Origin of the sequence: Azospira sp. I13, assembly GCF_003112695.1 — a bacterium.
Classification (GTDB): Bacteria; Pseudomonadota; Gammaproteobacteria; order Burkholderiales; family Rhodocyclaceae; genus Azospira.
This window is the reverse complement of record NZ_BFBP01000024.1, coordinates 1-24,860: the sequence shown is the minus strand read 5'-3', so window position 1 is coordinate 24,860 and position 24,860 is coordinate 1. Positions and strand designations below refer to the sequence as shown.

Annotated in this window: 20 protein-coding genes; 8 read left to right on the top strand and 12 right to left on the bottom strand. The window is 63.8% G+C overall.

The window, feature by feature from the left end; translation table 11 throughout:
- Positions 1 to 6 precede the first annotated feature (6 nt).
- From AZSI13_RS15480 to AZSI13_RS15455, 6 genes are all read right to left on the bottom strand, one after another.
- Positions 7 to 1,155: a LegC family aminotransferase gene (locus tag AZSI13_RS15480; RefSeq protein WP_109042092.1), complete on the bottom strand. Its 1,149-nt coding sequence runs from the start codon at positions 1,153 to 1,155 to the stop codon at positions 7 to 9.
- A gap of 7 nt (positions 1,156 to 1,162) precedes the next feature.
- On the bottom strand, positions 1,163 to 2,143 hold the full coding sequence (locus AZSI13_RS15475) for an NAD-dependent 4,6-dehydratase LegB (RefSeq protein WP_109042091.1): 981 nt from the start codon (positions 2,141 to 2,143) through the stop codon (positions 1,163 to 1,165).
- 42 nt (positions 2,144 to 2,185) lie between these two features.
- Entirely contained in the window at positions 2,186 to 3,985 is a 1,800-nt protein-coding gene (locus tag AZSI13_RS15470) for an ABC transporter ATP-binding protein (RefSeq protein WP_201262409.1), read from the bottom strand.
- A gap of 3 nt (positions 3,986 to 3,988) precedes the next feature.
- Positions 3,989 to 5,461, bottom strand: coding sequence for a mannose-1-phosphate guanylyltransferase/mannose-6-phosphate isomerase (locus tag AZSI13_RS15465; RefSeq protein ID WP_109042090.1), 1,473 nt, complete (start codon positions 5,459 to 5,461; stop codon positions 3,989 to 3,991).
- Between the two features lie 33 nt (positions 5,462 to 5,494).
- Entirely contained in the window at positions 5,495 to 5,893 is a 399-nt protein-coding gene (locus AZSI13_RS15460) for a MarR family EPS-associated transcriptional regulator (protein ID WP_235609798.1), read from the bottom strand.
- 96 nt (positions 5,894 to 5,989) lie between these two features.
- A complete protein-coding gene (locus AZSI13_RS15455; protein ID WP_201262408.1) occupies positions 5,990 to 6,775 on the bottom strand; it encodes a glycosyltransferase family 2 protein in 786 nt (261 codons plus the stop codon).
- 55 nt (positions 6,776 to 6,830) lie between these two features.
- Between AZSI13_RS15455 and waaC the strand changes: the two genes are divergently transcribed.
- Together waaC and waaA are read left to right on the top strand one after the other, a co-directional pair.
- Entirely contained in the window at positions 6,831 to 7,793 is a 963-nt protein-coding gene (gene waaC, locus AZSI13_RS15450) for a lipopolysaccharide heptosyltransferase I (RefSeq protein WP_109042088.1), read from the top strand.
- Between the two features lie 12 nt (positions 7,794 to 7,805).
- Positions 7,806 to 9,068: a lipid IV(A) 3-deoxy-D-manno-octulosonic acid transferase gene (gene waaA, locus AZSI13_RS15445; protein ID WP_109042087.1), complete on the top strand. Its 1,263-nt coding sequence runs from the start codon at positions 7,806 to 7,808 to the stop codon at positions 9,066 to 9,068.
- A gap of 20 nt (positions 9,069 to 9,088) precedes the next feature.
- Here waaA and AZSI13_RS15440 read toward each other — a convergent pair whose 3' ends face one another.
- Genes AZSI13_RS15440 through AZSI13_RS15415 form a run of 6 tightly spaced genes read right to left on the bottom strand, consistent with a single transcriptional unit; the run spans position 9,089 to position 16,577 of the window.
- Entirely contained in the window at positions 9,089 to 10,432 is a 1,344-nt protein-coding gene (locus AZSI13_RS15440) for a TolC family outer membrane protein (RefSeq protein ID WP_109042086.1), read from the bottom strand.
- Between the two features lie 9 nt (positions 10,433 to 10,441).
- The gene (locus AZSI13_RS15435; protein ID WP_109042085.1) at positions 10,442 to 10,765 is read right to left on the bottom strand and encodes a rhodanese-like domain-containing protein; all 324 of its coding nucleotides are present in this window, start codon (positions 10,763 to 10,765) and stop codon (positions 10,442 to 10,444) included.
- Positions 10,766 to 10,774: 9 nt separating this feature from the next.
- Positions 10,775 to 11,440: a protein-L-isoaspartate O-methyltransferase gene (locus AZSI13_RS15430; protein ID WP_109042084.1), complete on the bottom strand. Its 666-nt coding sequence runs from the start codon at positions 11,438 to 11,440 to the stop codon at positions 10,775 to 10,777.
- A gap of 59 nt (positions 11,441 to 11,499) precedes the next feature.
- Positions 11,500 to 14,703, bottom strand: a complete 3,204-nt coding sequence (locus AZSI13_RS15425; RefSeq protein WP_109042083.1) for an efflux RND transporter permease subunit — start codon at positions 14,701 to 14,703, stop codon at positions 11,500 to 11,502.
- Positions 14,700 to 15,893 (bottom strand): efflux RND transporter periplasmic adaptor subunit, encoded by a 1,194-nt coding sequence (locus AZSI13_RS15420; RefSeq protein WP_109042082.1) that lies wholly within the window; start codon positions 15,891 to 15,893, stop codon positions 14,700 to 14,702. Before AZSI13_RS15420 ends, AZSI13_RS15425 begins: the two co-directional genes overlap by 4 nt.
- 48 nt (positions 15,894 to 15,941) lie before the next feature.
- Positions 15,942 to 16,577: a TetR/AcrR family transcriptional regulator gene (locus AZSI13_RS15415; RefSeq protein ID WP_109042081.1), complete on the bottom strand. Its 636-nt coding sequence runs from the start codon at positions 16,575 to 16,577 to the stop codon at positions 15,942 to 15,944.
- Between the two features lie 411 nt (positions 16,578 to 16,988).
- Between AZSI13_RS15415 and AZSI13_RS15410 the strand changes: the two genes are divergently transcribed.
- From AZSI13_RS15410 to AZSI13_RS18425, 6 genes are all read left to right on the top strand, one after another.
- Positions 16,989 to 17,768 carry an RNA polymerase sigma factor gene (locus AZSI13_RS15410; protein WP_109042080.1) on the top strand — a complete coding sequence of 260 codons (780 nt, stop codon included), beginning with the start codon at positions 16,989 to 16,991 and terminating at the stop codon, positions 17,766 to 17,768.
- The gene (locus AZSI13_RS15405; protein WP_109042079.1) at positions 17,765 to 18,331 is read left to right on the top strand and encodes a hypothetical protein; all 567 of its coding nucleotides are present in this window, start codon (positions 17,765 to 17,767) and stop codon (positions 18,329 to 18,331) included. The genes AZSI13_RS15410 and AZSI13_RS15405 overlap by 4 nt, the downstream gene beginning before the upstream one ends.
- Before the next feature lie 2 nt (positions 18,332 to 18,333).
- On the top strand, positions 18,334 to 21,717 hold the full coding sequence (locus AZSI13_RS15400; RefSeq protein WP_109042078.1) for a UvrD-helicase domain-containing protein: 3,384 nt from the start codon (positions 18,334 to 18,336) through the stop codon (positions 21,715 to 21,717).
- 83 nt (positions 21,718 to 21,800) lie between these two features.
- Positions 21,801 to 22,550 carry a multiubiquitin domain-containing protein gene (locus AZSI13_RS15395; RefSeq protein WP_109042077.1) on the top strand — a complete coding sequence of 250 codons (750 nt, stop codon included), beginning with the start codon at positions 21,801 to 21,803 and terminating at the stop codon, positions 22,548 to 22,550.
- Positions 22,525 to 23,706 carry a ThiF family adenylyltransferase gene (locus AZSI13_RS15390; RefSeq protein ID WP_109042076.1) on the top strand — a complete coding sequence of 394 codons (1,182 nt, stop codon included), beginning with the start codon at positions 22,525 to 22,527 and terminating at the stop codon, positions 23,704 to 23,706. Before AZSI13_RS15395 ends, AZSI13_RS15390 begins: the two co-directional genes overlap by 26 nt.
- Positions 23,706 to 24,152, top strand: coding sequence for a DUF6527 family protein (locus AZSI13_RS18425; protein WP_369406675.1), 447 nt, complete (start codon positions 23,706 to 23,708; stop codon positions 24,150 to 24,152). The genes AZSI13_RS15390 and AZSI13_RS18425 overlap by 1 nt, the downstream gene beginning before the upstream one ends.
- Positions 24,153 to 24,860: the final 708 nt, after the last annotated feature.

Here is a 24,860-nt window from a genome sequence, read left to right as displayed (position 1 = left end):
TTCTCGTCAGGCGGCGGGAAGAATGACACTGCTGGGCAGGTTGACCACCCGGGCTTCCAGCCATTCGGCGTTGCTCAGGTCACCCTTGCGGCAATGAGCATAGATAGGCAGGCGGTTCATCAGGGCCCAGATCGGACGGGTCATGACTTCGGCCCCATTGGTGGCCTGCAGCAGGGCATCGCGCTGGGCCCCGCTCTCGCAGATGACGGCGTTGAGCCAGTAATTGGAACGGCAGTCGGCGGGTTCCACGACGAACTGCAGGTCGCTGCCGGCCAGATGCGCGGCGTAGCGTGCCGCCAGTTCCCGCTTGCAGGCGATGAAGGCTTCCAGCTGCTCCAACTGGGCGCAGCCCAGGGCCGCATTGAGATTGGGCAGGCGGTAGTTGTAGCCGACCTCGTCATGCACGTATTCGTAGGGATGGGGCTGCTTGGCCGTGGTGGTGAGGTGCTTGGCCCGGGCGCCCAGGGCTTCACCGGCGAGGATCATGCCGCCACCGCCGGTGGTGATGATCTTGTTGCCATTGAAGCTCAGGGTGCCCACTTCCCCCAGGGTGCCGGTGTGGCGCCCCTTGTAGAAGCTGCCGAGGGATTCCGCCGCATCTTCCACCAGGGCGAGACGCCAGCGCCGGCAGACATCGGCCAGCCCGTCCAGGTCGGCGGGATGGCCGAAGGTGTGCATGGGCACACAGGCCCGGATGATCCGGCCATCGGCCTTGGCGCGGCAGAGGCCATCGTCGTCCAGGCGGGCGTTTTCCGTCAGCCAGGTTTCCAGAGCCCGGGGGCACAGCCCCAGGGTACGCCGTTCCACATCGACGAAGACCGGCTCGGCCCCGCAGTAGGCAATGGCGTTGCAGGTGGCGACGAAGGTCAGGGGCTGGGTCACCACCAGGTCGCCGAAGCCGACGCCCACCAGTTGCAGGGCCATGTGCAGGGCCGCCGTGCCATTGACGGTGGCCACGGCCCGGGGGCTGCCGGTATAGGCGGCCATGTCGCGCTCGAAACGATCCACGTAGGCGCCAACGCTGGAGACGAAGGTGGAGGCGATGGTGTCGCCGACATAGGCCTGCTCCCGGCCGGCAAATACCGGCGCATGGAGGGGAATGAAGCCTTCGCTGCGGTACTGCTCGCGAATGAAGCGGATCAGGGCGTCGAACATGGGGGGCTCAAACGTTGTAGATATCGGCTTTGTACTTGGCCAGGTTTTCCGGCCGGGTGAACCAGGCCACCGTGGCCTCGAGGCCATCGCGGATACTGAACTCTGGCGCAAAGCCGGTCAGTTCGCGGATCTTGGTGTTGTCGCACCAGAGGCGGAAGACCTCGGATTTTTCCGGCCGCAGGCGCTGCTCGTCGGTGAGGAACTCCACGTCGCTGCCCATGATTTCCCGGATCAGGTTGAGGGTGTCGCCGACGGAAATCTCGTAGTTGGAGCCGATATTCACCGTCTCCCCCACCGCCTTGTCGCAACGGGCCAGATCCAGGAAGCCGCGGCAGGTATCGGCCACGTAGTTGAAGTCCCGGGTCGGGGTGACATCCCCCAGCTTGATCTGCTTCTTGCCGTTGGCGATCTGGCTGATGATGGTGGGAATCACCGCCCGGGCCGACTGGCGCGGGCCGTAGGTATTGAAGGGCCGGGCAATGGTCAGGGGCAGGTTGAAGGCGTTGAAGAAGCTCATGGCCATGGCGTCGGCACCGATCTTCGAGGCGCTGTAGGGCGACTGGGGCTGGATCGGGTGCTTCTCGTCGATGGGCACGTAACGGGCCGTGCCATACACCTCGCTGGTGGAGGTGTGGATGACCCGCTGCACGCCGTTATCCAGGGCCGCCTGGCAGATGTTCAGGGTGCCCTTGATGTTGGTATCCACATAGCTGTCCGGCGCCACGTAGGAATAGGGAATGGCGATCAGGGCGGCCAGATGGAAAACCTCATCCACCCCCTTGGTGATGTGCTTGCAGTAGTGGGGGTCCCGCACGTCACCATTGAGTACTTCAATGTCCGCCAGGCAATCCACGTCCTCCAGCCAGCCCCAGTAGTTGAAGGAGTTGTACTGGGACAGGGCCTTGACCTTGTAGCCTTCCCGCACCAGCAGTTCGGTCAGATGTGAGCCGATGAAGCCGTCGGCGCCGGTTACCAATACAGTTTTCATGGTCGTCGTTCAGATAAGTGAAGAGGGGGATGCCGCCGGCCATCAGGCCTGCCGGGCCAGCACCATGGATTCGTAAGTGCCGCTGGCCACCACGGCCCCATCCTTGAGTTCGATGATGCGGTCGCAGTCCTGCAGGGTGCTGAGACGGTGGGCGATGAGCAGGATGGTCAGGTCCGGGCTGAGGCGGCCGATGGATTCCATGACGGCCCGCTCGGTCTCGTTGTCCAGGGCGCTGGTGGCCTCGTCGAAGACGATGACGTCGGCCTGCTTGTAGAGGGCGCGGGCAATGCCAATGCGCTGGCGCTGGCCGCCGGAGAGCTTGACGCCCCGCTCACCGACAAAGGCCTCGTACTGCCCGGGCAGGGCTTCCACCATCTCCGTCAGCTGGGCTTGGCGGATGGCATCGCGCACCCGGGCCATGTCGATCCGGGCCTTTGGCACGCCGAAGGCGACATTCTCGGCAATGCTGGTGTCGGCCAGGTAGATGGCCTGGGGAACATGGGCGATGTGGCGCTGCCAGGCGGCCAGGCAGCCATCGCTGATCTCCTGCCCATCCACCAGCAGCGCCCCGGCCGTGGGCCGCAGCAGACCCATGACGATATCCAGGAGGGTACTCTTGCCGCTACCGGTACTGCCGATGATGCCCAGGCGTTCGCCGCGGCGAATGGCCAGGTCCAGCCCCTGTAGCACCGGGGCGGAATCCAGCTGGTATTGGAAGGACAGTTGGCGCAATTCGATGGATTGCTGGAAGGGCAGGCTTTCGCCTTCCGCCAGCCCTTCTGCCACGGGCGGCATGGGTTGCTCCAGCAGGGCCAGGGTGTCCTCCAGGGAGGCCTGACTACCCTTGATGCTGGCCCAGGAGACATAGCACTGCTGCAACACCGGCAGCAGGCGCTGGGCACCGAGGGCCAAGGCGCCCAGTACGGGGATGGCGCCGGCGATGGTAGCCGAATCCCGTGCCAACCAGTAGGCCAGGGCGGCGATCAGCACCATGCCCAGGGCCTCCGTGCCGAAACGGGGGCTGGCGCCGATGAAGACGTTGTTGCCCTGGGCCCGGCGCAGTTGCAGGTCGGCCGCCTGGTAGATGCGGCAGTAGGTGGCCTGGGAGCCATCGAGCAGAATGTCGCGGATGCCTCCCATCCCTTCCTGCAGGGCCTTCAGTACATTGCCCTGCTCCCGGGAGATGTGGGCGCTGTTGGCCGCCAGGCGGCGACGGGTCAGCCCCACCACCAGGCCGTAGATCAGGCCGAAACCGAAGAAGGACCCGAGGGCCACCCGGGGGTCAATGAGCACCAGGGTGGCCAGGATCATGCACAGCAGGAAGAGGGAGCCCGCCAGGGTCACCAGGGGCACCAGCACCCCGTAGATGACCATGGAGGTCTTGCCCATGATGGTGCTGATGACCTGGCTGCTGTTGCGCCCGGCATGGATGGCATAGGGCTGGTGCAGGGTGCGGCGATAGGCTTCGATGCTGAGGTCGGCCCCGGCGGCAAAGGACAGTCGGGTAGTGAGGAAGAGCAGCAGCAGGCGCATCGCCCCGGCAAACAGGGCGGCCAGGGAAAAGGCTACCGTCAGGGGCAGCAGCAGGCCCCGGGCCTCCCGCAGGTCCAGCGCCTGGATCAGGGGCTGGGCATAACGGTGTTCAAACACGCTCTGGGGGTCAATCAGCACGCCGAGGAAGGGCAGCACGGCGCCAATGCTGAACACTTCGGCGATCGAGGCCACCACCATGACCACGGTGAGCAGCACGAACTGGGTACGACGCCGGGGCGGCAGGGACTGCCACAGCCGGGCCACTTGGCCGGACAGCACGAAGGAAGGGGAAGACGGGGCCACAGCCATGAATCAGGGTGCCCGGCCGTAGGTGTCTTCGAAACGCACGATGTCATCCTCGCCCAGATAGCTGCCGGACTGCACCTCGATCATCTCGAGGGGCAGCTTGCCCGGGTTTTCCAGGCGATGCAGGGTACCCAGGGGAATGAAGGTGGATTCGTTCTCGCCCACCAGGAAGGTTTCCTCGCCCCGGGTCACCCGCGCCGTGCCGGAAACGACGATCCAGTGTTCGGCCCGGTGATGATGCATCTGCAGGCTGAGGGCGGCACCGGGGCTGACGACGATGCGCTTCACCTGGAAACGCTCACCGCTGTCGATGCTGTCGTACCAGCCCCAGGGCCGATGCACCTTGCGGTGGGCCTGGGTTTCGCTGCGCTGCTGGGCCTTCAGCTGAGCGACCACGCCCTTCACTTCCTGGATGCGCTCCTTGTCCGCCACCAGCACGGCATCGGGGGTTTCCACCACGACGATGTTGTCGAGGCCGACACAGGCCACCACCCGGCTTTCCGAAATGGCCAGGGTGTTGCGGGTGTCCACGGAGAGCACATCGCCCATGAAGACATTCTGGGCGGCATCCTTGCTGCCGATCTCCCACAGGGCATTCCAGGCGCCCAGGTCCGACCATTGGGCATCCAGGGGCACCACCGCCACTTCGCCGGTGTTGCGCTCGCTGCTGGCCAGCTTCTCCAGCACGGCGTAGTCGATGGAATCGCTGGGGCAGGCGGCAAAGGCTTCGCCATCGGGACGCAGGAAATCCCGGTCCTGGCGGCGGCCCTCGAAAGCCTGCAGGGTGGCGGCGGCGATATCGGCCCGGCACTGCTCGATCTTGGCCAGCCAGGCGGAGGCCTGCATGACGAAAATGCCGGCATTCCACAGGTACTGGCCGCTTTGCAGATAGCCCTTGGCCGTTTCCAGATCGGGCTTCTCGACGAAGCGCTCCACCAGGAAGGCATCGGGCTGAGCCAGGGCGCTGCCCAGCTTGATGTAGCCGTAGCCGGTTTCCGGTGCGTTGGGGCGGATGCCGAAGGTCACCAGCTTGCCGTTGGCGGCGATGGCAGCGGCCTGCAGCACAGCCCGCTGGAAGGCATCGCCGTCCTGGATGACATGGTCCGCCGGCATCACTACCAGCAGAGGATCGGCCTCCCGTTCTGCCAGGGCACTCTCGGCCTGGGCCACCAGGGCGGCCAGGGTCAGGGCCGGCGCGGTGTTGCGGCCGCAGGGTTCAAGCAGCAGGGGCGCATGTTCGATACCCACCTCCTGCAACTGCTGGGCGATCAGGAAGCGGTATTCGTCATTGCCCACCAGTAGGGGTTTGAGTAAGACATCGCCCTCGGCCAGGGGCAGGCCCTGCAGGCGCAGGGCAGTGGCCTGGAGCATGGTGTGGTCGCCGGCCAGCTTGAGCAGCTGCTTCGGGTACTGCTCCCGGGAAAGGGGCCACAGACGGGTACCGGAACCACCGCAGAGAATGACGGGTTGGATGTGCATGGAATCTCGCTATGAACGAAAACCGGCCGCAGGCTAGCGACAGGGGGCGTTAAGGTCATCGCCCTCGCGGGCGGCATCCAGGGATTGCACTTCGACACGCAGGCGGGAAATCTCGTCCTTGATGGTCTCGTACTCCCGCTCCTTGCGCCGCAGGAAGGCCAGGGTGACCCGGGCCTTTTCCTCCAGGCCGGCGGGCGTCAACAGGTAGGCATAGGCCAGCTTGTTGCTGCTGTTGCGGAAGTTTTCCAGCTTGACGAAACCCTTTTCCATCAAGGCCTTGAGACAGTAATTGGCCTTGCCCAGGCTCACCCCCATCTGCCGCGCCAATTCCCGCTGGCTGATGTCGGGATTGGCCTCGATCAGCTTGAGCAGGGCGTAATGGGCGGGATCGGGGGCAGGATCGTGAAAGATCTCGGCGGGGCTGTCAGACACGAGAAGGCGCCATGCGTTCATGAATTGAACGCAGATTGTATGCCCAAAGCCGGCAAACGAAAAGCCGTTGGCATCGGCCGCTCGGCTCCGACTTTCCTAGGGCTTGGCGCGCTGCTGCAACTCCAGCATCTTGGCGTATTTGAAAAAGCTGTTGCTGCAGCCGATGAGGGTGTGCACCAGGCCCGGCAGACCATCGAGAAAACTGCGGCGGACGAGGTAGAACTTGATGAAGCGGAATACCGGGGAAAGCAGCAGACGGCCGTAGCCGGCCCGTTTGCCGGCGGCCACCGCAGCCTCGGCCGCCAGGGTGGTATAGCGGTTCTGCTTGGCCAGATAGCTGTCCAGGCTCTCGGCCGAATCGTGGAGCAGATCACCCGTCAGGGAACCGACTTCCGCCGCGGTTTGCACGAACTCATGCACCGTATGGTCGGACCAGCGGGCATGGGCGCGATGGAAGAGGCGCAGGTTCCAGTCCGGATAGCCTTCGCCATGGCGCAGGTAACGCCCGAGGAAGCGGTTGCAGCGGGGTACCCGGTAGGCCAAGCGGGCGGGAGCCGCCATTTCCTGGCGGATGGCCGCGGCCAGGGCCGGGCTGACCTGCTCGTCGGCGTCGATGCAGAAAACCCAGTCGTGGGCCGCCTGGCTGACGGCAAAATGTTTCTGGGGGCCGAACCCCAGCCAGGGCTGGTGGATCACCCGAGCCCCCAGGCGCTCCGCCAGGGCCACGGTGCCGTCGCTGCTGCCGGAATCGACAACGATGATTTCCGCGGCGAAATCCAGGCTTTCCAGACACGCTTCCAGACAACGGGCCGCATTCAGGGTGATCAATACGGCGGAGATGGGGCCTGGGGCAGTACTGCCGCAGGGGAACGGGCTTTCCACAGTGGGCTTCTCTATAATGGCGCCTTTGCCGCCGACGGCGCCATTTTAACCTCCCATGCGCATTCTGCTGGTCAAGACCTCGTCCCTCGGGGATGTCATCCACAACCTGCCGGTGGCCAGCGACATCCGCCGCTGCTTCCCCGACTGCCGGATCGACTGGTGCGTGGAAGCGCCCTTCGCAGCGATCCCCCGGCTGCACCCGGCGGTCGGCGAGGTCATCCCCGTTGCCATCCGCCGCTGGCGCCGCGCCCTCTTCAGCCGCAGCACCTGGCAGGAGTTCGGCGCATTCCGGGCACGCATCGGTGCCACCCCCTACGACCAGATCATCGACACCCAGGGACTCGTCAAGAGCGCTCTGCTTTGCCGCCTCGCCCACGGGCCGCGGTACGGCTACGACGCCGCCTCCATCCGCGAGCCCCTGGCGGCGCGGTTCTACGACCAGTGCCACCCGGTGCCCACCCGGCTCCACGCCGTGCACCGCAACCGCCAGCTGGCCGCCCAGGCCCTGGGCTATGCCGACCGGCTGAACGAACTGCCCCTCGACTACGGCCTTGGGGCCACGACACGCGCCACCGCCGACGCGCCCTACGCCGTGCTGCTCACCGCCACCAGCCGGGACGACAAGCTGTGGCAGGAAGACAACTGGATCGCCCTCGGCCAACGCCTGGCCGACCAGGGCATCCAGGCCCGGCTACCGGCCGGCAATCCGGTGGAGCGGGCCCGGGCCGAGCGCATCGCCACCGCCATTCCCGGTGCCGCCGCCCTCCCCGCCCAGGGGCTGGAATCCCTGGCCAGCCAACTGGCGGGCGCCACCCTGGTGGTCGGCGTAGATACCGGCCTCACCCATCTGGGGGTGGCCCTGGCCCGGCCCACCGTAGCCCTTTATGTCAGCACCGATCCCGGGCTCACTGGAGTGCTTGGCGCCGGCGACTTCCGCAATCTCGGCGCCGCCGGCCAGCCTCCCTCCCTGGCAGAGGCCTGGGATGCCTGCACCACCCTGCTCGGCCGGCCGGCCTGATGCCCCCCGCCCATGGCCCGCGTTCTCTATTCCCTGCTGCTGCATCTGGCCCTGCCCCTGATCCTGGCCCGCCTGCTCTGGCGCGCCCGGCGCCAACCGGCATACCGCCAGCACTGGGGCCAGCGCTTCGGCTGTTACCGCGCCCCACCACCAGGCCCCTGCCTGTGGCTGCACGCCGTCTCGGTCGGTGAAACCCGGGCTGCCCAGCCCCTGGTGACTGCCTTGCTGGAACGCTATCCGGATCACTGGCTGCTGCTCACCGGCATGACCCCGACGGGGCGGGAAACCGCCACCCAGGTCTTTGCCGCCCATGCCGACCGGGTGCACTACGTCTACGCGCCCTACGACTTTCCCTTCGCCGTGGCCCGCTTCTTCCGTCATTTCCGGCCCCGGGCCGGCATTCTCATGGAAACGGAAATCTGGCCCAACCTGCTGGCCGGCGCCCAGCAGGCCGGTGTGCCGGTGATGCTGGCCAATGCCCGGCTGTCGGCCCGCTCCGCCCGGGGCTACGAACGCTTTGCCGCCCTCAGCCGCCCGGCCTTTGCCAGCCTGGCCTCCATCGCCGCCCAGAGCGAGGCCGATGCCGAGCGTTTCCGCCGCCTGGGAGCCAAGCACCTGGCAATCTGCGGCAACATCAAATTCGACGTCACCCCACCGCCCGCCGCCCTGGCCCTGGGCGACGACTGGCGCCAGGCCCTGGGCCGGCGCCCCGTATGGCTGGCGGCCAGCACCCGGGAAGGCGAGGACGAGGAAATCCTCACGGCCTTCGCCAGCCTGAACATCCCGGCGCTGCTGCTGGTGCTGGTGCCCCGCCATCCCCAGCGCTTCGACGCGGTGGCCAACCTGGCCGCTGCCCGGGGTTTCCCCACGCAACGGCGCAGTCAGACCCTGCCCGGCACGGAAACCCGGGTCTGGATCGGCGACAGCATGGGGGAAATGGCGGCCTACTATCGCTGCGCCGACGTGGCCCTGATCGGCGGCAGCCTGCTGCCTTTCGGCGGGCAGAACCTGATCGAGGCGGCGGCCTGCGGCTGCCCTACCCTGCTCGGTCCCCACACCTACAATTTTGCCCAGTCGGCGGAAGATGCCGTGGCGGCAGGAGCGGCCCTACGCATCGCCGGCAGTGCCGAACTGGCGCCGGCCTTGCAGCAGCTGTTCCTGGACCATGAAAAACGCCGCACCATGGCGGATGCGGCGTTGTCTTTTGCCGCGGCCCATCGGGGCGCCACGGCGAGGAACCTGGCCCTCGTCGAAACCCTGGCGCCGCCGGCCTGAACGGCAGGCGGCCGCCTGGCTCAGTGGGCCAGGAGAGCGCTGACCTGCTGCACGTCGTCGTCGGTGAGATTGCCCACCACGCCCTTCAGGCGCAGCTGGTTCACCAGCGTATCGAAGCGGGCCTTGGCCAGGTCGCGCTGGGTGGAATAGACCTGCTGTTCGGCGTTCAGCACGTCGATGTTGATGCGCACCCCCACCTCGTAGCCCATCTTGTTGGCATCCAGGGCGGAACGGGAAGACACCAGAGCCGCTTCCAGGGCCCGTACCTGGGCGAGGCCATTGACCACGCCGAGGAAGTACTGGCGCGCACCCAGGGCAGCCTGGCGGCGGGCGTATTCCAGGGAAGAACGGGCCGCCTCGCGACCAGCTTCAGCTTCACGCTGGCGGGAAACCACGGCGCCCCCCTGGAAGAGCGGGATATTGACCTGCACGCCGATGGCCGAGGCATCCTGATCGAAGCCGGGGCCGGTGGTGCCAAAGAGCGTGTTGAGGGCGGCGGTCTGGCTGCTGCGGCCACTGGAGGCCACCAGGTCCACCGTCGGGAAGTGGCCGGCGCGCTGCTTGCTCACTTCCTTGTCGGCGATGTCGGACTGGGCCTGGGAAATCTGTACCGCCAGCCCGTCCTTTTCCGCCGAGGCCACCCATTCGTTCATCACGGCTGGCTTGGGCGGCATGAGGGGCACATCGGTGCGCAGGGGCGCCAGTTCGCCGGCCTCCCGGCCGATGATGGCCTGCAGGGCCCGGGCCTTGATCTCCATATCGCTTTCCGCAGCAATTTCCTGGGCGGTGGCCAGATCGAAGCGGGACTGGGCTTCGTGGGTATCGGTAATGGTGGCGGTGCCGACTTCGAAGCTCTTCTTCGCCAGTTCCAGCTGCTGGCCGATGGCCGACTTCTGGGCCCGCAGGGCCTTGAGGTTTTCCTGGGCGTAGAGCACGTCGAAATAAGCCTGGGCCACCCGCAGGATCAGGTCCTGGCGGGCTTGCAGGAACTGGGCTTCGGCCTGGGCCACCTGCAGCACGGATTGCTCGTACTGCACCCAGTTCTGCCAGCGGAAGAGGGGCTGGCTGAGGCTGACCGTGTAGCCGTGGGTGTTGTAGCGGCCGGACAGATCGAGCGGGGGCTTGCTGCGACGGGTGTAATCCACGTCGTTCCACATGGTGTTGGCGGAAACGTTGAGGGTCGGCAACAAACCGGCCCGGCCCTGGGGCAGCTTTTCCCGGCCGGCTTCCACCGTGGCCCGGGCCGCGGCGAACTGGGCGTCGTTGCTCAGGGCTTCCTGGTAGATCTGCATCAGGTCAGCCCCCTGGGCGGCGGCGCTCAGGCCCAGGACGGAGAGGATCAGGACAGCAGCTTTCAGCTTCATGGACAGCCTTCAGTAGGTCGGCATGGAGGGATCCACTTCCCGGGCCCAGGCGTTGACGCCTCCGGCCAGGTTATGGACGGCGTTGAAACCGCGGTTTTCCAGGAACATCGCCACCTGCATGCTGCGGCCGCCGTGGTGGCAGATGACCACGATGTCGCCATCCTCAGGCAGTTCCGCCAGACGCACCGGCACCGCCGCCATGGGGATAGCGACGACGCCCGGCAGCACGCAAATTTCCAGCTCTTCGGGCTGGCGCACGTCCAGCAGCAAGGGCTTCGGGCGCTCGGGGTCGGCCAGCCAGGCGGCCAGGTCGGTGACGGAAAGCTGATTCATGGGGCAGGCTTAGAAACGGAAACGCTCCTTGGCCGGCGCGTTTTGCAGGGGCGCCACCACGGTTTCGAAGAGATTCAGGGGGGCGAAGGTGGTCTCGCCGGTACGGGTGATGATCTGGGCTTCCATCACCGGCGCTTCGCCGACGATGGCGGCGAGGCGGCCACCCACCTTCAGTTGCTGCAACAGTTCGTCGGGCACGGCCGGCAGGGAGGCGGAAACCACGATGACATCGTAGGGCGCGGCAGCGGCCCAGCCGCGGGCGCCGTCGCCGACTTCGACGGAAACATTGCTGGCACCGGATTTGGCCAGATTGGCCTTGGCCTGCTGGGCCAGGGCCGGGCTGATTTCAACGCTGGTGACCTGTTCGGCCTTGGCCGCCAGCAGGGCAGCCATGTAACCGGAGCCGGTGCCGATTTCCAGGACCTTTTCCTTCGGTTGCACGGCCAGTTCCTGCAGCAGCCGGGCTTCCATCTTGGGGGCCAGCATGGCGGCGCCTTCGCCCAGGGGGATTTCCAGGTCGGCAAAGGCCAGGGCCTGGTAGGCGGCGGGAACGAAATCCTCGCGCTTCACTTCGGACAGAAGATCCAGCACGTCCTGATCCAGCACGTTCCACGGCCGAATCTGCTGCTCGATCATGTTGAAGCGGGCTTGTTCCATGTTTTGCACTTGTTCCATTTGGCGTCCCCGGTCGTTATATCAGCGTCTACTAATATGTGGTTGGCGGAAAACGCAGATTATAGCTGAGCCCCTTGCGGCCTGCCGGCCAGGCTTTCGTCCACCGCCGGAATCCCCTCCAGGGGCGCTTCCGGCTTGACCCGGTGCCAGGCCGCGTAAAGCGCCGGCAGGAAAATCAGGGTCAACAGGGTGGCTACGGTGAGGCCGCCCATGATGGCCACGGCCATGGGTCCGAAGAAGGCGCTGCGGGTCAGGGGAATCATGGCCAGGATAGCAGCGGCAGCGGTCAGGGCGATGGGCCGCAGACGGCGCACGGTGGAATCGACAATGGCCTCCCAGCGGGGCTTGCCGGCCTTTTCATCCTGGTCGATCTGGTCCACCAGAATTACCGAATTGCGCATGATCATGCCGGAGAGGGCGATGGTGCCGAGCATGGCGACAAAGCCGAAGGGCTTGTTGAAGAGCAACAGGAATACCGTCACGCCCACCAGGCCCAGGGGGGCCGTCAGCAGCACCATGGTGACCTTTGAGAAGCTCTGCAGCTGCAACATCAGCACCGTCAGCACCACCAGGAAGAAGAGGGGCACGCCGGCGGCCACGGACTTGCCGCCCTTGGCCGATTCTTCCACCGCGCCGCCCACTTCCAGGCTGTAGCCCAGGGGCAATTCGGCCTTGATGCCTTGCAGGGCCTTTTCCACCTGGGCCGACACCACCGGCCCCTGGATGCTGCCGTAGATGTTGCCGCGCACGGTCATGGTGGGTACGCGGTTGCGGCGCCAGACAATACCTTCCTCGAAACCGTATTCCAGGGTCGCCACCTGGGACAGGGGCACCGCCTTGCCGCTGCGGGTGGGCAGCATCAGGTCCGGCAGCAGGGAAAGGCGGCGGCGCTCCATCTCGGTACCGCGCAGGTGCACTTCCACCAGTTCGGCACCATTGCGGAACTCGGTGACGCTCTGGCCCTTCAGGGCAGTATTGATCAGGGTGGCCACGTCGCTGGAAGTCACCCCCAGCAGGCGGGCCTTGGACTGGTCCACCTGCAGGCGCACCACCTTCACCGGCTCTTCCCAATCCAGATGCACATTCACCAGATGGGGGTTCTGGCGCATCACGGCTGCCACCTGATGGGCCTTATCCCGCAGCACGCCCAGATCCGGCCCGGCCACCCGGAACTGCACCGGGAAGCCCACCGGGGGCCCGTTTTCCAGGCGATTGATGGCCGCCCGGAGGCTGGGAAAGTCATGTTCGAAGAGGTCGATCAGCTTGCTGCGCAGGGCCTCCCGTTCCGGCGACCCTTGGGTGAGGATGACGAACTGGGCGAAGTTCTTCTGGGGCATCTGCTGGTCCAGCGGCAGATAGAAACGGGGGCTGCCGGTGCCGACGTAGGCCACCACGTTGTCGATGCCCGGCTGTTCCGCCAGCCAGCCTTCCAGCCGCTTGGCCTCGGCGTCGGCGGCATCCCAGGAGGCGCCTTCGGCCAGGCGCAGGTCCACGATCAGTTCAGGCCGGGTGGAATCGGGGAAAAACTGCTGCTGCACCAGTCCAAAGCCGACGATGGAGGCCACGAAGGAGGCCACGGTGATGCCGATGACCAGCCAGCGCCGGCGTACGCAAGCATCTACCAGGGTGCGGAAGCGCCGGTAGAAGGGCGTGGCGTAGATATCCTGCTCACTATGGGTGTGGGGCTCCTTGTGCAGCCACTGCTCCAGCCGGGGCAGGCGGCGCAGTAGCCAGCGGGTGAAGCGTGACGGCTCCCGGTGGGCCACCTTGTGGTGAGCGAAATCCGGCAACAGCTTATAGCCCAGGTAGGGCACGAAGAGCACCGCGGCGACCCAGGAAATGAGCAGGGCAATGACCGTCACCTGGAAGATGGAGCGGGTGTATTCCCCGGTGGCCGAAGCCGCCGTGGCAATGGGCAGAAAGCCGGCCGCCGTCACCAGAGTGCCTGAGAGCATGGGCATGGCGGTGGATTCGTAGGCGTAGGAGGCCGCCTTGGCGCGAGCCCAACCCTGCTCCATTTTCGTCGCCATCATTTCCACGGCGATGATGGCATCGTCCACCAGCAGGCCCAGGGCCAGGATCAAGGCACCAAGGGAAATCTTGTGCAGGCCGACGCCGAAAATCTGCATGAAGAGGAAGGTAATGGCCAGCACCACGGGAATGGTGATGGCAACGACGATGCCGGTGCGCAGACCGAGGGAGAGCAGGCTCACCCCCAGCACGATGATCACCGCCTCAATCAGGGAACGCACGAATTCATTGACCGAGCGCTGCACCGCCTGGGGCTGGGAAGACACCGTATGCAGTTCCAGGCCCACCGGCAGGCGCTCCTGGATGGAAACCACGGCACCGTCCAGATTGCTGCCCAGGCGGATGATGTCGCCGCCCTTGGCCATGGAAACGCCGATCAGCACGGCCTCCTTGCCTTGGTAACGGATCTTCTGGGTCGGCGGATCTTCGTAGCCCCGGCTGATACTGGCGATATCGCCCAGGCGGAATTCCCGGTTGCCCGCCCGCAGGCGGGTTTCCCGCAGATTCTGCAGGTCATCGTAGCGGCCGCTGACGGCTACCCGGATGCGCTCCGCCGCCGTATCGAAGCTGCCGGCGGCGAGCACCGCATTCTGGTTCTGCAGGGCCGCCAGCACGGTTGCGCCATCCAGCCCCAGGGTGGCCAGCTTGGCGTTGGAAAGCTCGATATGCACCCGCTCCTTCTGGTCGCCGAAGAACTCCACCTTGGCCACGTCGTTGACCTTCAGCAGCTCGGCCCGGATGGCCTCGGCCTGGCGCCGCAATTCGGTGTAGCCGAAGCCATCGCCCACCACGGCATAGAGGTTGCCGAAGACGTCGCCGAACTCGTCATTGAAGGTCGGCCCTTCAACGCCCTTGGGCAGGGTGTAGCGCATGTCCCCCACCTTCTTGCGCACCTGGTACCAGATGTCGGCCACGGCGGAAGGGGGCGTCGCATCCTTGGCCTGGAAGAAGATCATCGACTCGCCGGGCCGGGAATAGCTACGGATGATGTCCGCGTAGGGCACGGACTGCAGGGTCTTTTCGATCTTCTCGGTGACCTGCTGCTCCACTTCCTCGGCGCTGGCGCCGGGCCAGCCGGTACGCACGACCATCACCTTAAAGGTGAAGGGCGGGTCTTCGGATTGCCCCAGCTTGCTGTAGGAAAACAGGCCCACCAGAGTCAGGGCCACCATGAAATACAGCACCAGGGCGGGATGGCGCAGGCCCCATTCGGAAATATTGAAACGCTTCATCGGGCGCTTTCCGTCGCGGCAGGCTTGGCACCGGCGATGGTCGGGGCAGCGGTAGCAGCGGTGGCGGAGACTGCGGAAACCGCCACCGCGCCGCCGCCCACCATGGGCTGGGGCACACTGCTCGGCTCCACGGGGCGCACCACCTGGCCCGGCTGCAGCTTATGCACGCCGGCAATAACCACCCGTTCGCCCCGGGCCAGGCCCTGGGTCACCACCACGCCGTCTTCCCGGTAAGGCCCGGTTTCAACGGCCCGGGGCTGCACCTCGCCGCTCTGGGGATGCACCACCCAGACACTGTTGCGGCCTTCCACCTTGGTCAGGGCGGCAGTCGGCACCAGCAGGGGCAACTCGCCGCCGCCAATCAGCACCCCGGCGGTCATGCCCAGGCGCAGCTCGGCATCACTCTCCAGCACCGTCACCTTGACCTGGAAGCTGCGGGTGGCGCCATCGGCGGCCGGCGCCACTTCCCGCACCCGGGCCGGGTAGGCTTTGTCTTGCTGGGCCCACAGGCGCACCACGGCGGCAGCGCCGGGCACCACGCCCTTGAGGCGGCCTTCCGGCACCGCCACCACGACTTCCTTTTCACCATCCAGAGCCAGGCGGATGGCGGCCTGGCCAGCCGCCACCACCTGGCCGGCTTCCACCTTGACGTCGGTAACCACACCATCCTTTTCCGCCAGCAGGTCGGTGTAGCCGGCCTGGTTGCCGCTCACCGCGGCCTGGGCCCGGGCTTGCTCCAGGCGGGCCTGGGCAGCCTTGAACTGGGCTTCGCGGCTATCGAAGGCGCTCTGGGAAATGAACTGCTTCTCCAGCAGCTTCTTCTGCCGCTCGTATTCGGCCTTGGCCACCAGGAAATCCGCTTCCGCCGCCTTGCTCTGGGCGTTGGCGGCGGCAGCGGCGAGGCCGGCATCCACCGGGTCCAGGCGGGCCAGGGGCTGGCCCTTCTTCACCACGGCGCCAATATCCACCTTACGCTCCACCACCTTGCCGCCGATGCGGAAGGACTGGTCGGTTTCGTGGCGGGCACGCACTTCGCCCACCCACAACATGTCGTTCTGACCGGCCACGCCTACCACCTGGGTCAAGGCAGGACGGGGCTGGGGCGGCTGGGCGGCTTCGCGGCTACAGGCGGTCAGCACCAGGAGCGCCAGGGCGGGCAGCAGGAAGGGAAGAGGACGCGAGACGTTCATGAAAGGCTCCGGAGGGCGTCGGTGGCGGGGCGACGGGGTAACGGACGGTTAGGCCCGCAGGCCCTCGATCAGCAGGTCGAAATGGGTGTCGAGGAAACGCTGGGGGTCCCGCAATTCCTCAGAGCAGCAGGGGCCGATGGAGTAACGCCAGACGGCCAGCATCAGGATGGGGGCGATGATCACGTCCACCGCCACATCCACGTCGATGGGGCGGAAGTCTCCCCGGGCCATGCCCCGGGCCAGGGCCTCGGCGATCAGGCGGCGACCCCGGGCAATGACGTTGTCCCGATAGAACAGCGCCACCTGGGGAAAATTGCCGGCTTCGGAAATCATCAGCTTGGGCACACCGCCCAGGGGGGTGTTGCCGATCACCTCCCACCAACCCAGCAACAGGCAACGCAGCAGCTCCACGGCGCTGCCCTGGTGGCTGGCGGAAAGGGCCTCGCCCTGCTCCAGGGCCGGCACGATGCCTTCCCGGATCACCGCCTCGAAGAGGGCTTCCTTGCTGTCGAAGTAGAGATAGAGGGTGCCCTTGGAAACCCCGGCCCGGGCCGCAATGTCCTCCAGGCGGGTGGCGGCGAAGCCGCGCTCGGTGAATAGCTCCAGGGCAGCCGCCGTCAGCTCCTGGGGACGGGCTTCCTTACGGCGGCGGCGGGGTGTTTCTGTGGAATCGCAGAGGGACATGGCAATAAATTACTGACTGACCGGTCAGTAATTTATTGAAAAGCGCCCACCCGGTCAAGCCGTACGTGTTGTCGTTTTTCACTCAAAGTGAGAGCTTCTTTCACTCAGATTGAGAGCCTTCTAGTCGGCCTTTGCGGCCATTGATACCAACGGGCTCGAACGACCGTTGTAGGCTGGGTGCTACCGTTCAGCCCTTGAGCACGAATGTCAGCGACAACTCTAAGCTGCCCGTCGATTTCTGGCCGAGCGGATTCTCAGTATCGAGGACTTGCCGGAAAACAGTGGTCTGGCCAGCATTATCGGCAAAGCCTCTGTGTCCGTTTGAACGTACGAATCCTCAAGCGAAACACCTGCTGTTACACTTGAAACAATCAAAGCAAAATCACCGGCGCATAAGACATAGGAATATACGTGTCACGTTCCCTACGCAAACGCAAGCTCGACGGTACGCCTTATTTAAGGCGAGACGTGGTCGAATCCGAGATTCAAGGTCTAGCAGACATCAGTGCATCAGAATTTGAACGCCGCGCTGGCCTGTGGTCGAGTAGGGAGCTTGGTTTTATATCCCCCGAAGCACTACTGTACTTCGTGCGCAACGCGGCCCCAGGCGCTTACCGAGAGAAGCTGACCGAGAAACTTCTTGGTCGCGTGGCCAGCCGAGTCCGGGCTATCCCCAATTCGGGCGGCGATACCGTCTCTCTGACTGGGTTGAACATCCGAGAGGAAGTCGTTGACCACTTCGTCGACCTGCTGCTCAGCGACTGGAACGAGTATGACGAGCGCCTCGACTACTATGAGGTCAACTTCAACGCGGCCATCGCGGCAGATCGCCGCGATGCGAACGCTCGCCACTGGAAGCTTGAGAATCGGAACGATGAGCTGGAGACCGAGGACGGCGAAGTCACTGCCCAGGTGGAATCCGCCGTCGGCAGCTACGACCCGTTCAAGTCCGACGAATTTGACAACAAAGATTACCGGCTCCTAATAGACGAAGCGATTGACAGGCTGCCTGAACTTCAAAGGAGAATCGTCGTGATGTGGCGCCAAGATATTCCCATCGAGTCCAATGACCCCTCGATCGAGTCCATCAGCAAAGTGCTGGGAAAGTCGGAAAAGACCATCCGCACGCATCGAGACAAGGCCTTTGCATCGCTGAAGCGATTCCTTGAGCAAAAGGGGATGGTGCGATGACTCAGCATCCTCAACTCTCGGCAGACGACGTTCTGAGAGCGTTCGCCATGGACTTCCAGCCAGGAACTGGTGTTCTGCAGCGATACCTCGCCGAGTACCCTGAGTATTCCGTGGCCCTGATAGACCTCTCCATGGAATTGACTCGGGAGTTTGATGACAATATTCCTCTTGGTGCCGCCGAGTTTGACCTCGTAGCCGCAGGTATGGCGCGCCTCCGGGAGAACGCTGCAACACTGCAGTCCCTGGAAGCTGCCCCAGCGAAGGTGTTCACCGAGGCCATCAGTGCGCTGGCCTTGCCAATGCAAGTTGGCCTCGCGTTCCGAGAGCGCCGGATCGAGGTGGAAACCTTGCCCCATCGCATGGCCACAAAGATGGCCGAGGCGCTGAGAACCTCGACCGAGACGCTGCTCTCATATCTCGCGCTTCCTGCCGTAGCCCCCATGGCTCGCGCAAGGAAATCGGCTGTCAAGCCAGTAGCACCTGAGAAGGTGTCATTCGAGAGAGTCTTGCAAGACGCGGGTGTCGACGAACATAGCATTTCAAACCTACTCCGCGAGGAGTAGCCATGGACCCGATAGAGCTGGCTCGGCAGCACGCGCAGCGGCTGCACGATGAGGCCGTCCGGCGCGGGCGAAATCCATGGTCTCCATATGAGTTTGCCGTTGGCATAGCAAACGATCTCGGGATCACCGTCGAGACCTGTGCTCCCAGTGCCGCACTTCTCGATGGCGGCCGAGCCTCCTTTGACCCGGACGTTCCGCTCATCATCCACGAAGCCAACGGGTCGCCGTTCGACCAGGCGTTTCTGGTAGCGCACGAAATCGGGCATGCTGAACTGGGCGATGGTGAGGATGAGTCCGAGCAAGCGACAAACATCGACCCGGCCCGTACCTCGGAAGCAGCACCCGTCGGCATGGACCGCGTAGTGGACTACAGCCGGCGTCAGCGGAGAGAGGTCCAGATGGATCTCTTTGCGCGGGAGCTTCTCCTCCCACGACACGTCGCGGTAGACCTGCACGTGACCCAGGGCCAGACGTGCTCCGCCGTAGCTGCGCGCCTGGGCGCTCCGTTCGAGGTTATTGCCCAGCAGATGCTGGACGCCCTGTTGCTTCCCGCCTTTCCGGCAGCTGCAGCTACAGAGCTGATCGAAGTCCCGCTGAACCTAAAGCAGCAAACTGCCGCTGCCCACCGTGGCGCCGCATTCCTGCTCCAGGCCGGGCCGGGCACTGGCAAGACGCGCACGCTGGTGGCTCGCGTCGAGAGCTTACTTGACGATGGCGTTGACCCCAGGCGCATCCTCCTCCTTACCTTCTCAAACAAGGCTGCAGGCGAGATGGCCGAGCGGATCGCTCGGAGACGCCCGCAACAGGCAGCTGCGCTGTGCATCGGCACGTTCCACAGCTTTGGCTTAGACATCCTCAGACGATTCAGCGATAGGTGCGAATTGCCGACGGACCCTCGGCTGATGGACCGTACTGAGGCCGTTGAACTACTCGAAATCGAGTTCCCTCGGCTCGGCCTGCAGCACTATCGAAACCTTTACGACCCATCGCAGACTGCTGCCGATATTTTGACCGCAGTCTCCCGAGCTAAGGACGAGGTCGTTGGTCCTCGGGCCTATCTCGCCCTGGCTCAGACGATGCGTGCGGCTGCGGCCGACCCTGCAGCTATCGAAGCTGCTGAAAAGGCTGAAGAGGTCGCAGGGGTCTACGCACGCTACGAGGAACTCAAAGCCGCCTCAGGGTGCGTCGACTTCGGCGACTTGGTCATGCGGCCGGTGCTCCTCCTCGAGGGCGATGAAGCGGTGAGGGCCCAGCTCCAGAGCGACTACGACCACGTTCTAGTCGACGAGTATCAGGACGTGAACCGAAGCAGCGTCCGGCTCCTTGCCGCCCTCAAACCCACAGGTGAAAACCTGTGGGTGGTTGGAGACGTCAAGCAGTCCATCTATCGCTTCCGGGGCGCCTCGTCCTTCAACATGGCGCGTTTTGGCCGTGAGGACTTCCCTGGAGGGGTTCGAGACAATCTGGACATCAACTATCGCTCCACGCCAGAGATTGTCAGCGCTTTCTCCAACTTCGCAGCCGGCATGAGTGCCGCTGATGGGCCCACGTCCCTCGAGGCTGATCGGGGCTCCGGCGGCGCGCAGCCGGAGGTCATCACCGTTGCTGAAGGTTCGCTCGTTACTTCGGCACTGGTCGACAGCATTGAGCAGTTCCGAGCAGCAGGCTTTCGGTATCGCGATCAGGCAGTTCTGTGCAGGGGCAACGATAGGCTGTCAGATACCGGGCAGGAGCTTGAGCGTGCCGGCGTGCCCGTCCTATTCTTGGGCAGTCTCTTCGAGCGCACCGAGATAAAGGATCTTATCGCTGTCCTCTTGCTCCTTGTGGACAGGCGCGCCATGGGCCTGATTCGCACCGCCTGCTGGCCCGAATTCGCTATGGCGCTTGAGGACGCTGTACGCATATTTGAACGCCTTCGCGGCGCTGAAGTGCAGCCCGGTGCATGGCGGCAAGGAGCACCGGACATAACTCGAGCCGGGCAGGCCGCCCTGTCTGCCTTAAGTACCGCGCTCGACGGCTTCGACGCCACGGCGCAACCCTGGGCAGTGCTTGCAACCTTGCTGCTTGACCGAACGAGGCTGGCAGCGCGCATCGCCTCGTCGTCTAGTGTTCCTGAACAGGCCCAAGGCATCGCCATCTGGCAGTTCATGAATTTCGTTCGAGTCCAGCCCAACGGGCAGGGTCTTCCGATCCAGCGGTTGGCCGACCGCGTACGCAGGCTGCTGCGCCTCCGGGACGACAGGGATCTTAGGCAATTGCCAGCCGCAGCCCAAGGCATCGACGCTGTTCGCCTGATGACGATCCACGGCTCCAAGGGTTTGGAATTTCCGGTAGTCCACATAGTGGGCGTGAATCAGGACTCCATCCCTGGTGCTATCCGCCCCTCTAAATGTCCGCCGCCGAACGGCATGGTGACGGGAGGGGCGGGCAGCCCGGAGGAAATCGCGCGGGCCGCGCACAACGAGGAGCAGGAGTGCCTCTTCTACGTGGCGATGTCGCGGGCAAAGGACTGTCTGGCTTTCTACGGCGCCACGACGAAGTCCAACGGCACCTCCAGGCCACTGTCGAAGTTCCTTGACCGCATCGGCGCCGCCAGCCAGCGATCGGTCACGCCATTGACCGTTCTGCCTCCAGCCTCAGACGCTGCACAAATACCCGTGATCTTTTTGGGCGCGCCATCCTTCAGTTCCGAGGCGGTCGCGCTCTATGAGTCGTGCGGGCGGCGGTTCTTGTATACACATCTGCTGCAAGTCGGTGGGCGTCGACGCACGAGCGCCTTCATGCAGATGCACGAGGCGATCCGGGAGGTCTATCGAAAGGTAGTCACCAACGGAGTTGCCTCGACTGATCAGTGTGATGCACTTCTTGCAGAGGCCTTCGTCACCCACGGGCTTCACGACCACGGATACGTCGAGGACTACCGTGCTATGGCCTCCAAGATGCTAGGCTATTTCCTGGAATCGCGGGCTGGCGCCATGGTTGAAGTGCCCACCGCGCTGCGCATCACCTTCGACGACCACGAAGTGGAGGTCAGGCCGGACGACGTCTTGGTGCGTGATGGCATTCGAACGCTGCGCCGGGTCAAGACAGGGCACGCATCAAGCACAGAAGGTAAAGACGTCGGTATCGCAGCGTTCCTCTTAGCAGCTCGAGCAGCTTTTCCAGACGCGATAGTGGAACTGGTGCATTTGGCTGACGCCGAAGCTAAGCCCCTAGTTTTGTCGGCAAAGGAGTTGAGTAACCGTCAGGTCAAGCTGGGCAACATCCTACGTGACATTCGCGAGGGGAACTTCCGGGCCAAGGCGTCGGACGTGACGTGCCCCAACTGCCCAGCTTTCTTCGTATGTGGCGCCGTGCCTCCTGGCGCGCTTATAAAAAACTTCTGAAAAAAATTTACCGGCATCGTCCGGTGGGTCCGATTAAACGGTTGTAGGCGAGAAAGCTTCGCCACAACAACCTAGAGGACCCTATGAAATATCCTGATATTGACGACGTTGGTGACGCGATCCGCGAGGGTCGCGCTTTGCGGGAAGCCGCCGCCTATCGTATCCGCTTCGGCCTGGATGGGCTGAATTTTCGCAACATTAATGTACCGGACCCAGTTCCCACCGGCAGGCAAATCCTGGCTAGTGCTGGTTTGGACCATCGCACTGACTACATCCTGTACGCCTACCTGGACACGGGCGACTTCGAGGACGTCCGCCTCGACGAGACCTTCGATCTGCGCGGGAAGGGCGCTGAACGCTTCATCGCGTTCAAGTCGGACCGCGACTTCAAGTTCTCGCTAAACGACTGCCAGCTGGCGTGGGGGCACGCCAACATGCTCGGCAGCGTTCTGTACGACCTCGCCGAGACTTCGTCGGACGATGCTGTTTTCTTGGAGGTCCGCGGCGGTGAAGACCTACTCATCGAGCCGGACGATCGGATCAACCTCGACGCGCCGGGCATCGAGCGTTTCATCACTGCCCCCAAGCCGCAGACGGGCTACATCATCTTGGTCAACTCTGTCGAGGAGACCGTTCCGGACAAGCACGTCACCTTCGAGCAGGTGGTCAAGTTGTCACACCCGAACGCGCCGCCCGAGACCAACGTGAAGTTCTCGATGACCTACCGCAATGCGGCATCGCTCCCTCACGCTGGAGAACTCGGCGAAGGCGGCTCTGTTGAAGTTAAAAAGAAAGGGACCATCTTCAATGTCACGCGCACTGTTCAGTCTTAATCCCGATCTGGCTCGGCTCCGCTCGGAGGGCTACTTCATCCGCATCAAGGGAAACTTCCTTGTGATGCTGGAAGTACCCTACGTGGACGCCCAGCGCCAGGTCCGTTTTGGCACCCTGGTCTCTACTCTTGACCTTGCAGGTGACCGTACCCGCAAACCCGAAACGCATGTCATGAACTGGGATGGCGACTTCCCGTGCAATGCCGACGGAACGCCTTTGCAGGGCATCTCGCATGCCGCGCCGAACAAAGACCTCGGCTATGGGCTCACGGCGCGGTTCAGCTTCTCCAGCAAGCCGAGCGACCAGGGTTATGCGGACTACTACGCCAAGATGTCGACCTACGCGACCATCGTATCCGGGCCGGCCGCGGTGCTGCAGCCAGGCATCAGCCCGCGCGTATTCCGCAGCGGTGAGGAGGAAGATGAGGCCAGCGTGTTCAACTATCTCGACACTGCCTCCAGCCGCGTCGGGATTGGCGCGTTGGCCAGCAAGCTAGAAGAGGAGGTTGTAGCCATTATCGGCCTGGGTGGCACCGGCGGCTACATCCTCGACTTCGTCGCGAAGACGCCCGTTAAGCGGGTCCGCCTTTTCGACGGTGATGACTTCCTGTCACACAACGCCTTCCGCGCGCCTGGGGCACCGTCACTGGAAGAGCTGCGGGATGCCCCGAAGAAGGTGGACTACCTGAAAAGCATCTACGAGCGCATGCACCGCAACATCGAGGCGCATCCCGTGGAGATGAACGCGGATACGCTCGGCCTGCTGGACGGCATCACGTTTGCGTTCCTCAGCATGGATGCCGGCGAGAAGAAGCGTGCTGTCGTGGCCAAGCTCGAGGCGCTGGGCGTGCCGTTCATCGATGTCGGCATGGGCCTGGAACTCACTAACGGCAGCCTCGGCGGCATCTTGCGCGTGACAACCAGCACGCCCACGAGGCGCGAGCATGTACACCAAGGGCGCATCTCCTTCGCGGGCGGTGGCGGCCAGGACGTATATGCGTCCAATATCCAGGTGGCCGACCTGAATGCCTTAAACGCGTGTTTAGCGGTCGTGAAGTGGAAGAAATTACGCGGGTTCTATCGAGACCTTGAGCAGGAGCACCACAGTACCTACACCACTGACGGCGGCATGCTGCTGAACGGAGACCAATTGTGATGCGGGACCACACCTTGGAGCACCGGTTTGTCCGGAACGTACCACGTGAGTTGGAACCGGGCGTTCTGTACATCTCGATGGAATACGCAACCGCGGTGCACTCGTGCTGCTGCGGTTGCGGGGAACGCGTAGTGACTCCGTTCACGCCGACGGACTGGCGGATAACGTTTGACGGCGAGTCCGTGACGCTCAATCCCTCGGTGGGCAACTGGAATCAAGCTTGCCGCTCGCACTATGTGATAGAAAGAAATCGCGTTATCGAGTGTGGCCAGTGGTCTGATGTGCGCGTTGAAGCCGAAAGGCTCCGTGACAAGCGGGCGAAAGCCGCTTATTACGGTCACGCAACGGCGTCTGCCCAACTTGACGCGCCGTCGACTGCACTCACCGTTGATCCGGAGAAAGCTAGCGGCTTATGGTCTCGCTTTTTGGCGTGGTTCTCGAAGTAATTCAATCCTACCTTTACGACAGCCTGAAGACTTCCGTTGCTACTCCAACAAAAGCTGCTTCAGGCCACTGAGAGTGAGTTCGCCTGCGGGAATGGAAGGGCAGCAATTTTCTGTTCAGCGGTCGTTCACGGAAAGCAACTTTGCCGTCCGCGGAGGCCAGAAAGCAGAATCGGTTGTTCTTGGATTTTTCACTCTTAGGCAGCCGGTTCCCCTTTTTTTGCGGAAGCCAGGTTTAGCTCCTCAAATGCCGCATCCCAGGTCTCAACAATCCAGTCTCCACATATTCGCAATGACGCCTTCCGTCTACGATCCTGGCTGTTCTGACCGCCACAGGGCGCTGAGAAGCTCAGAAAGCCGACTGGAGTAAGCCATCCACTCTCAAATAGTCTATCCAGCACTTCTCGAGCACGATAGCCAGCCAATCCACCCTCCTGAGACTCCAACACGACCCTAACTAAGTGAGCGGTCCGCTCATAGGAGACTCGCTCCATACTCAGCCAATTTGTTGTGCTACGTGCGAACGGGAAGACTCGATCCCTGACGACGTCGAACAGTTGAGGAGCAACTTTGGCCAGCACCTGATTTGAGCTAAACGGCAACCTCAACAGAGCATAAAACAGCGCTCTGGGCTGCTGCCGGTTTCATGGACACCTTGTTAAGGTGTGAAGGTGAAACTGGAGGTATTTATGGGAGCAAGACGGACATTCG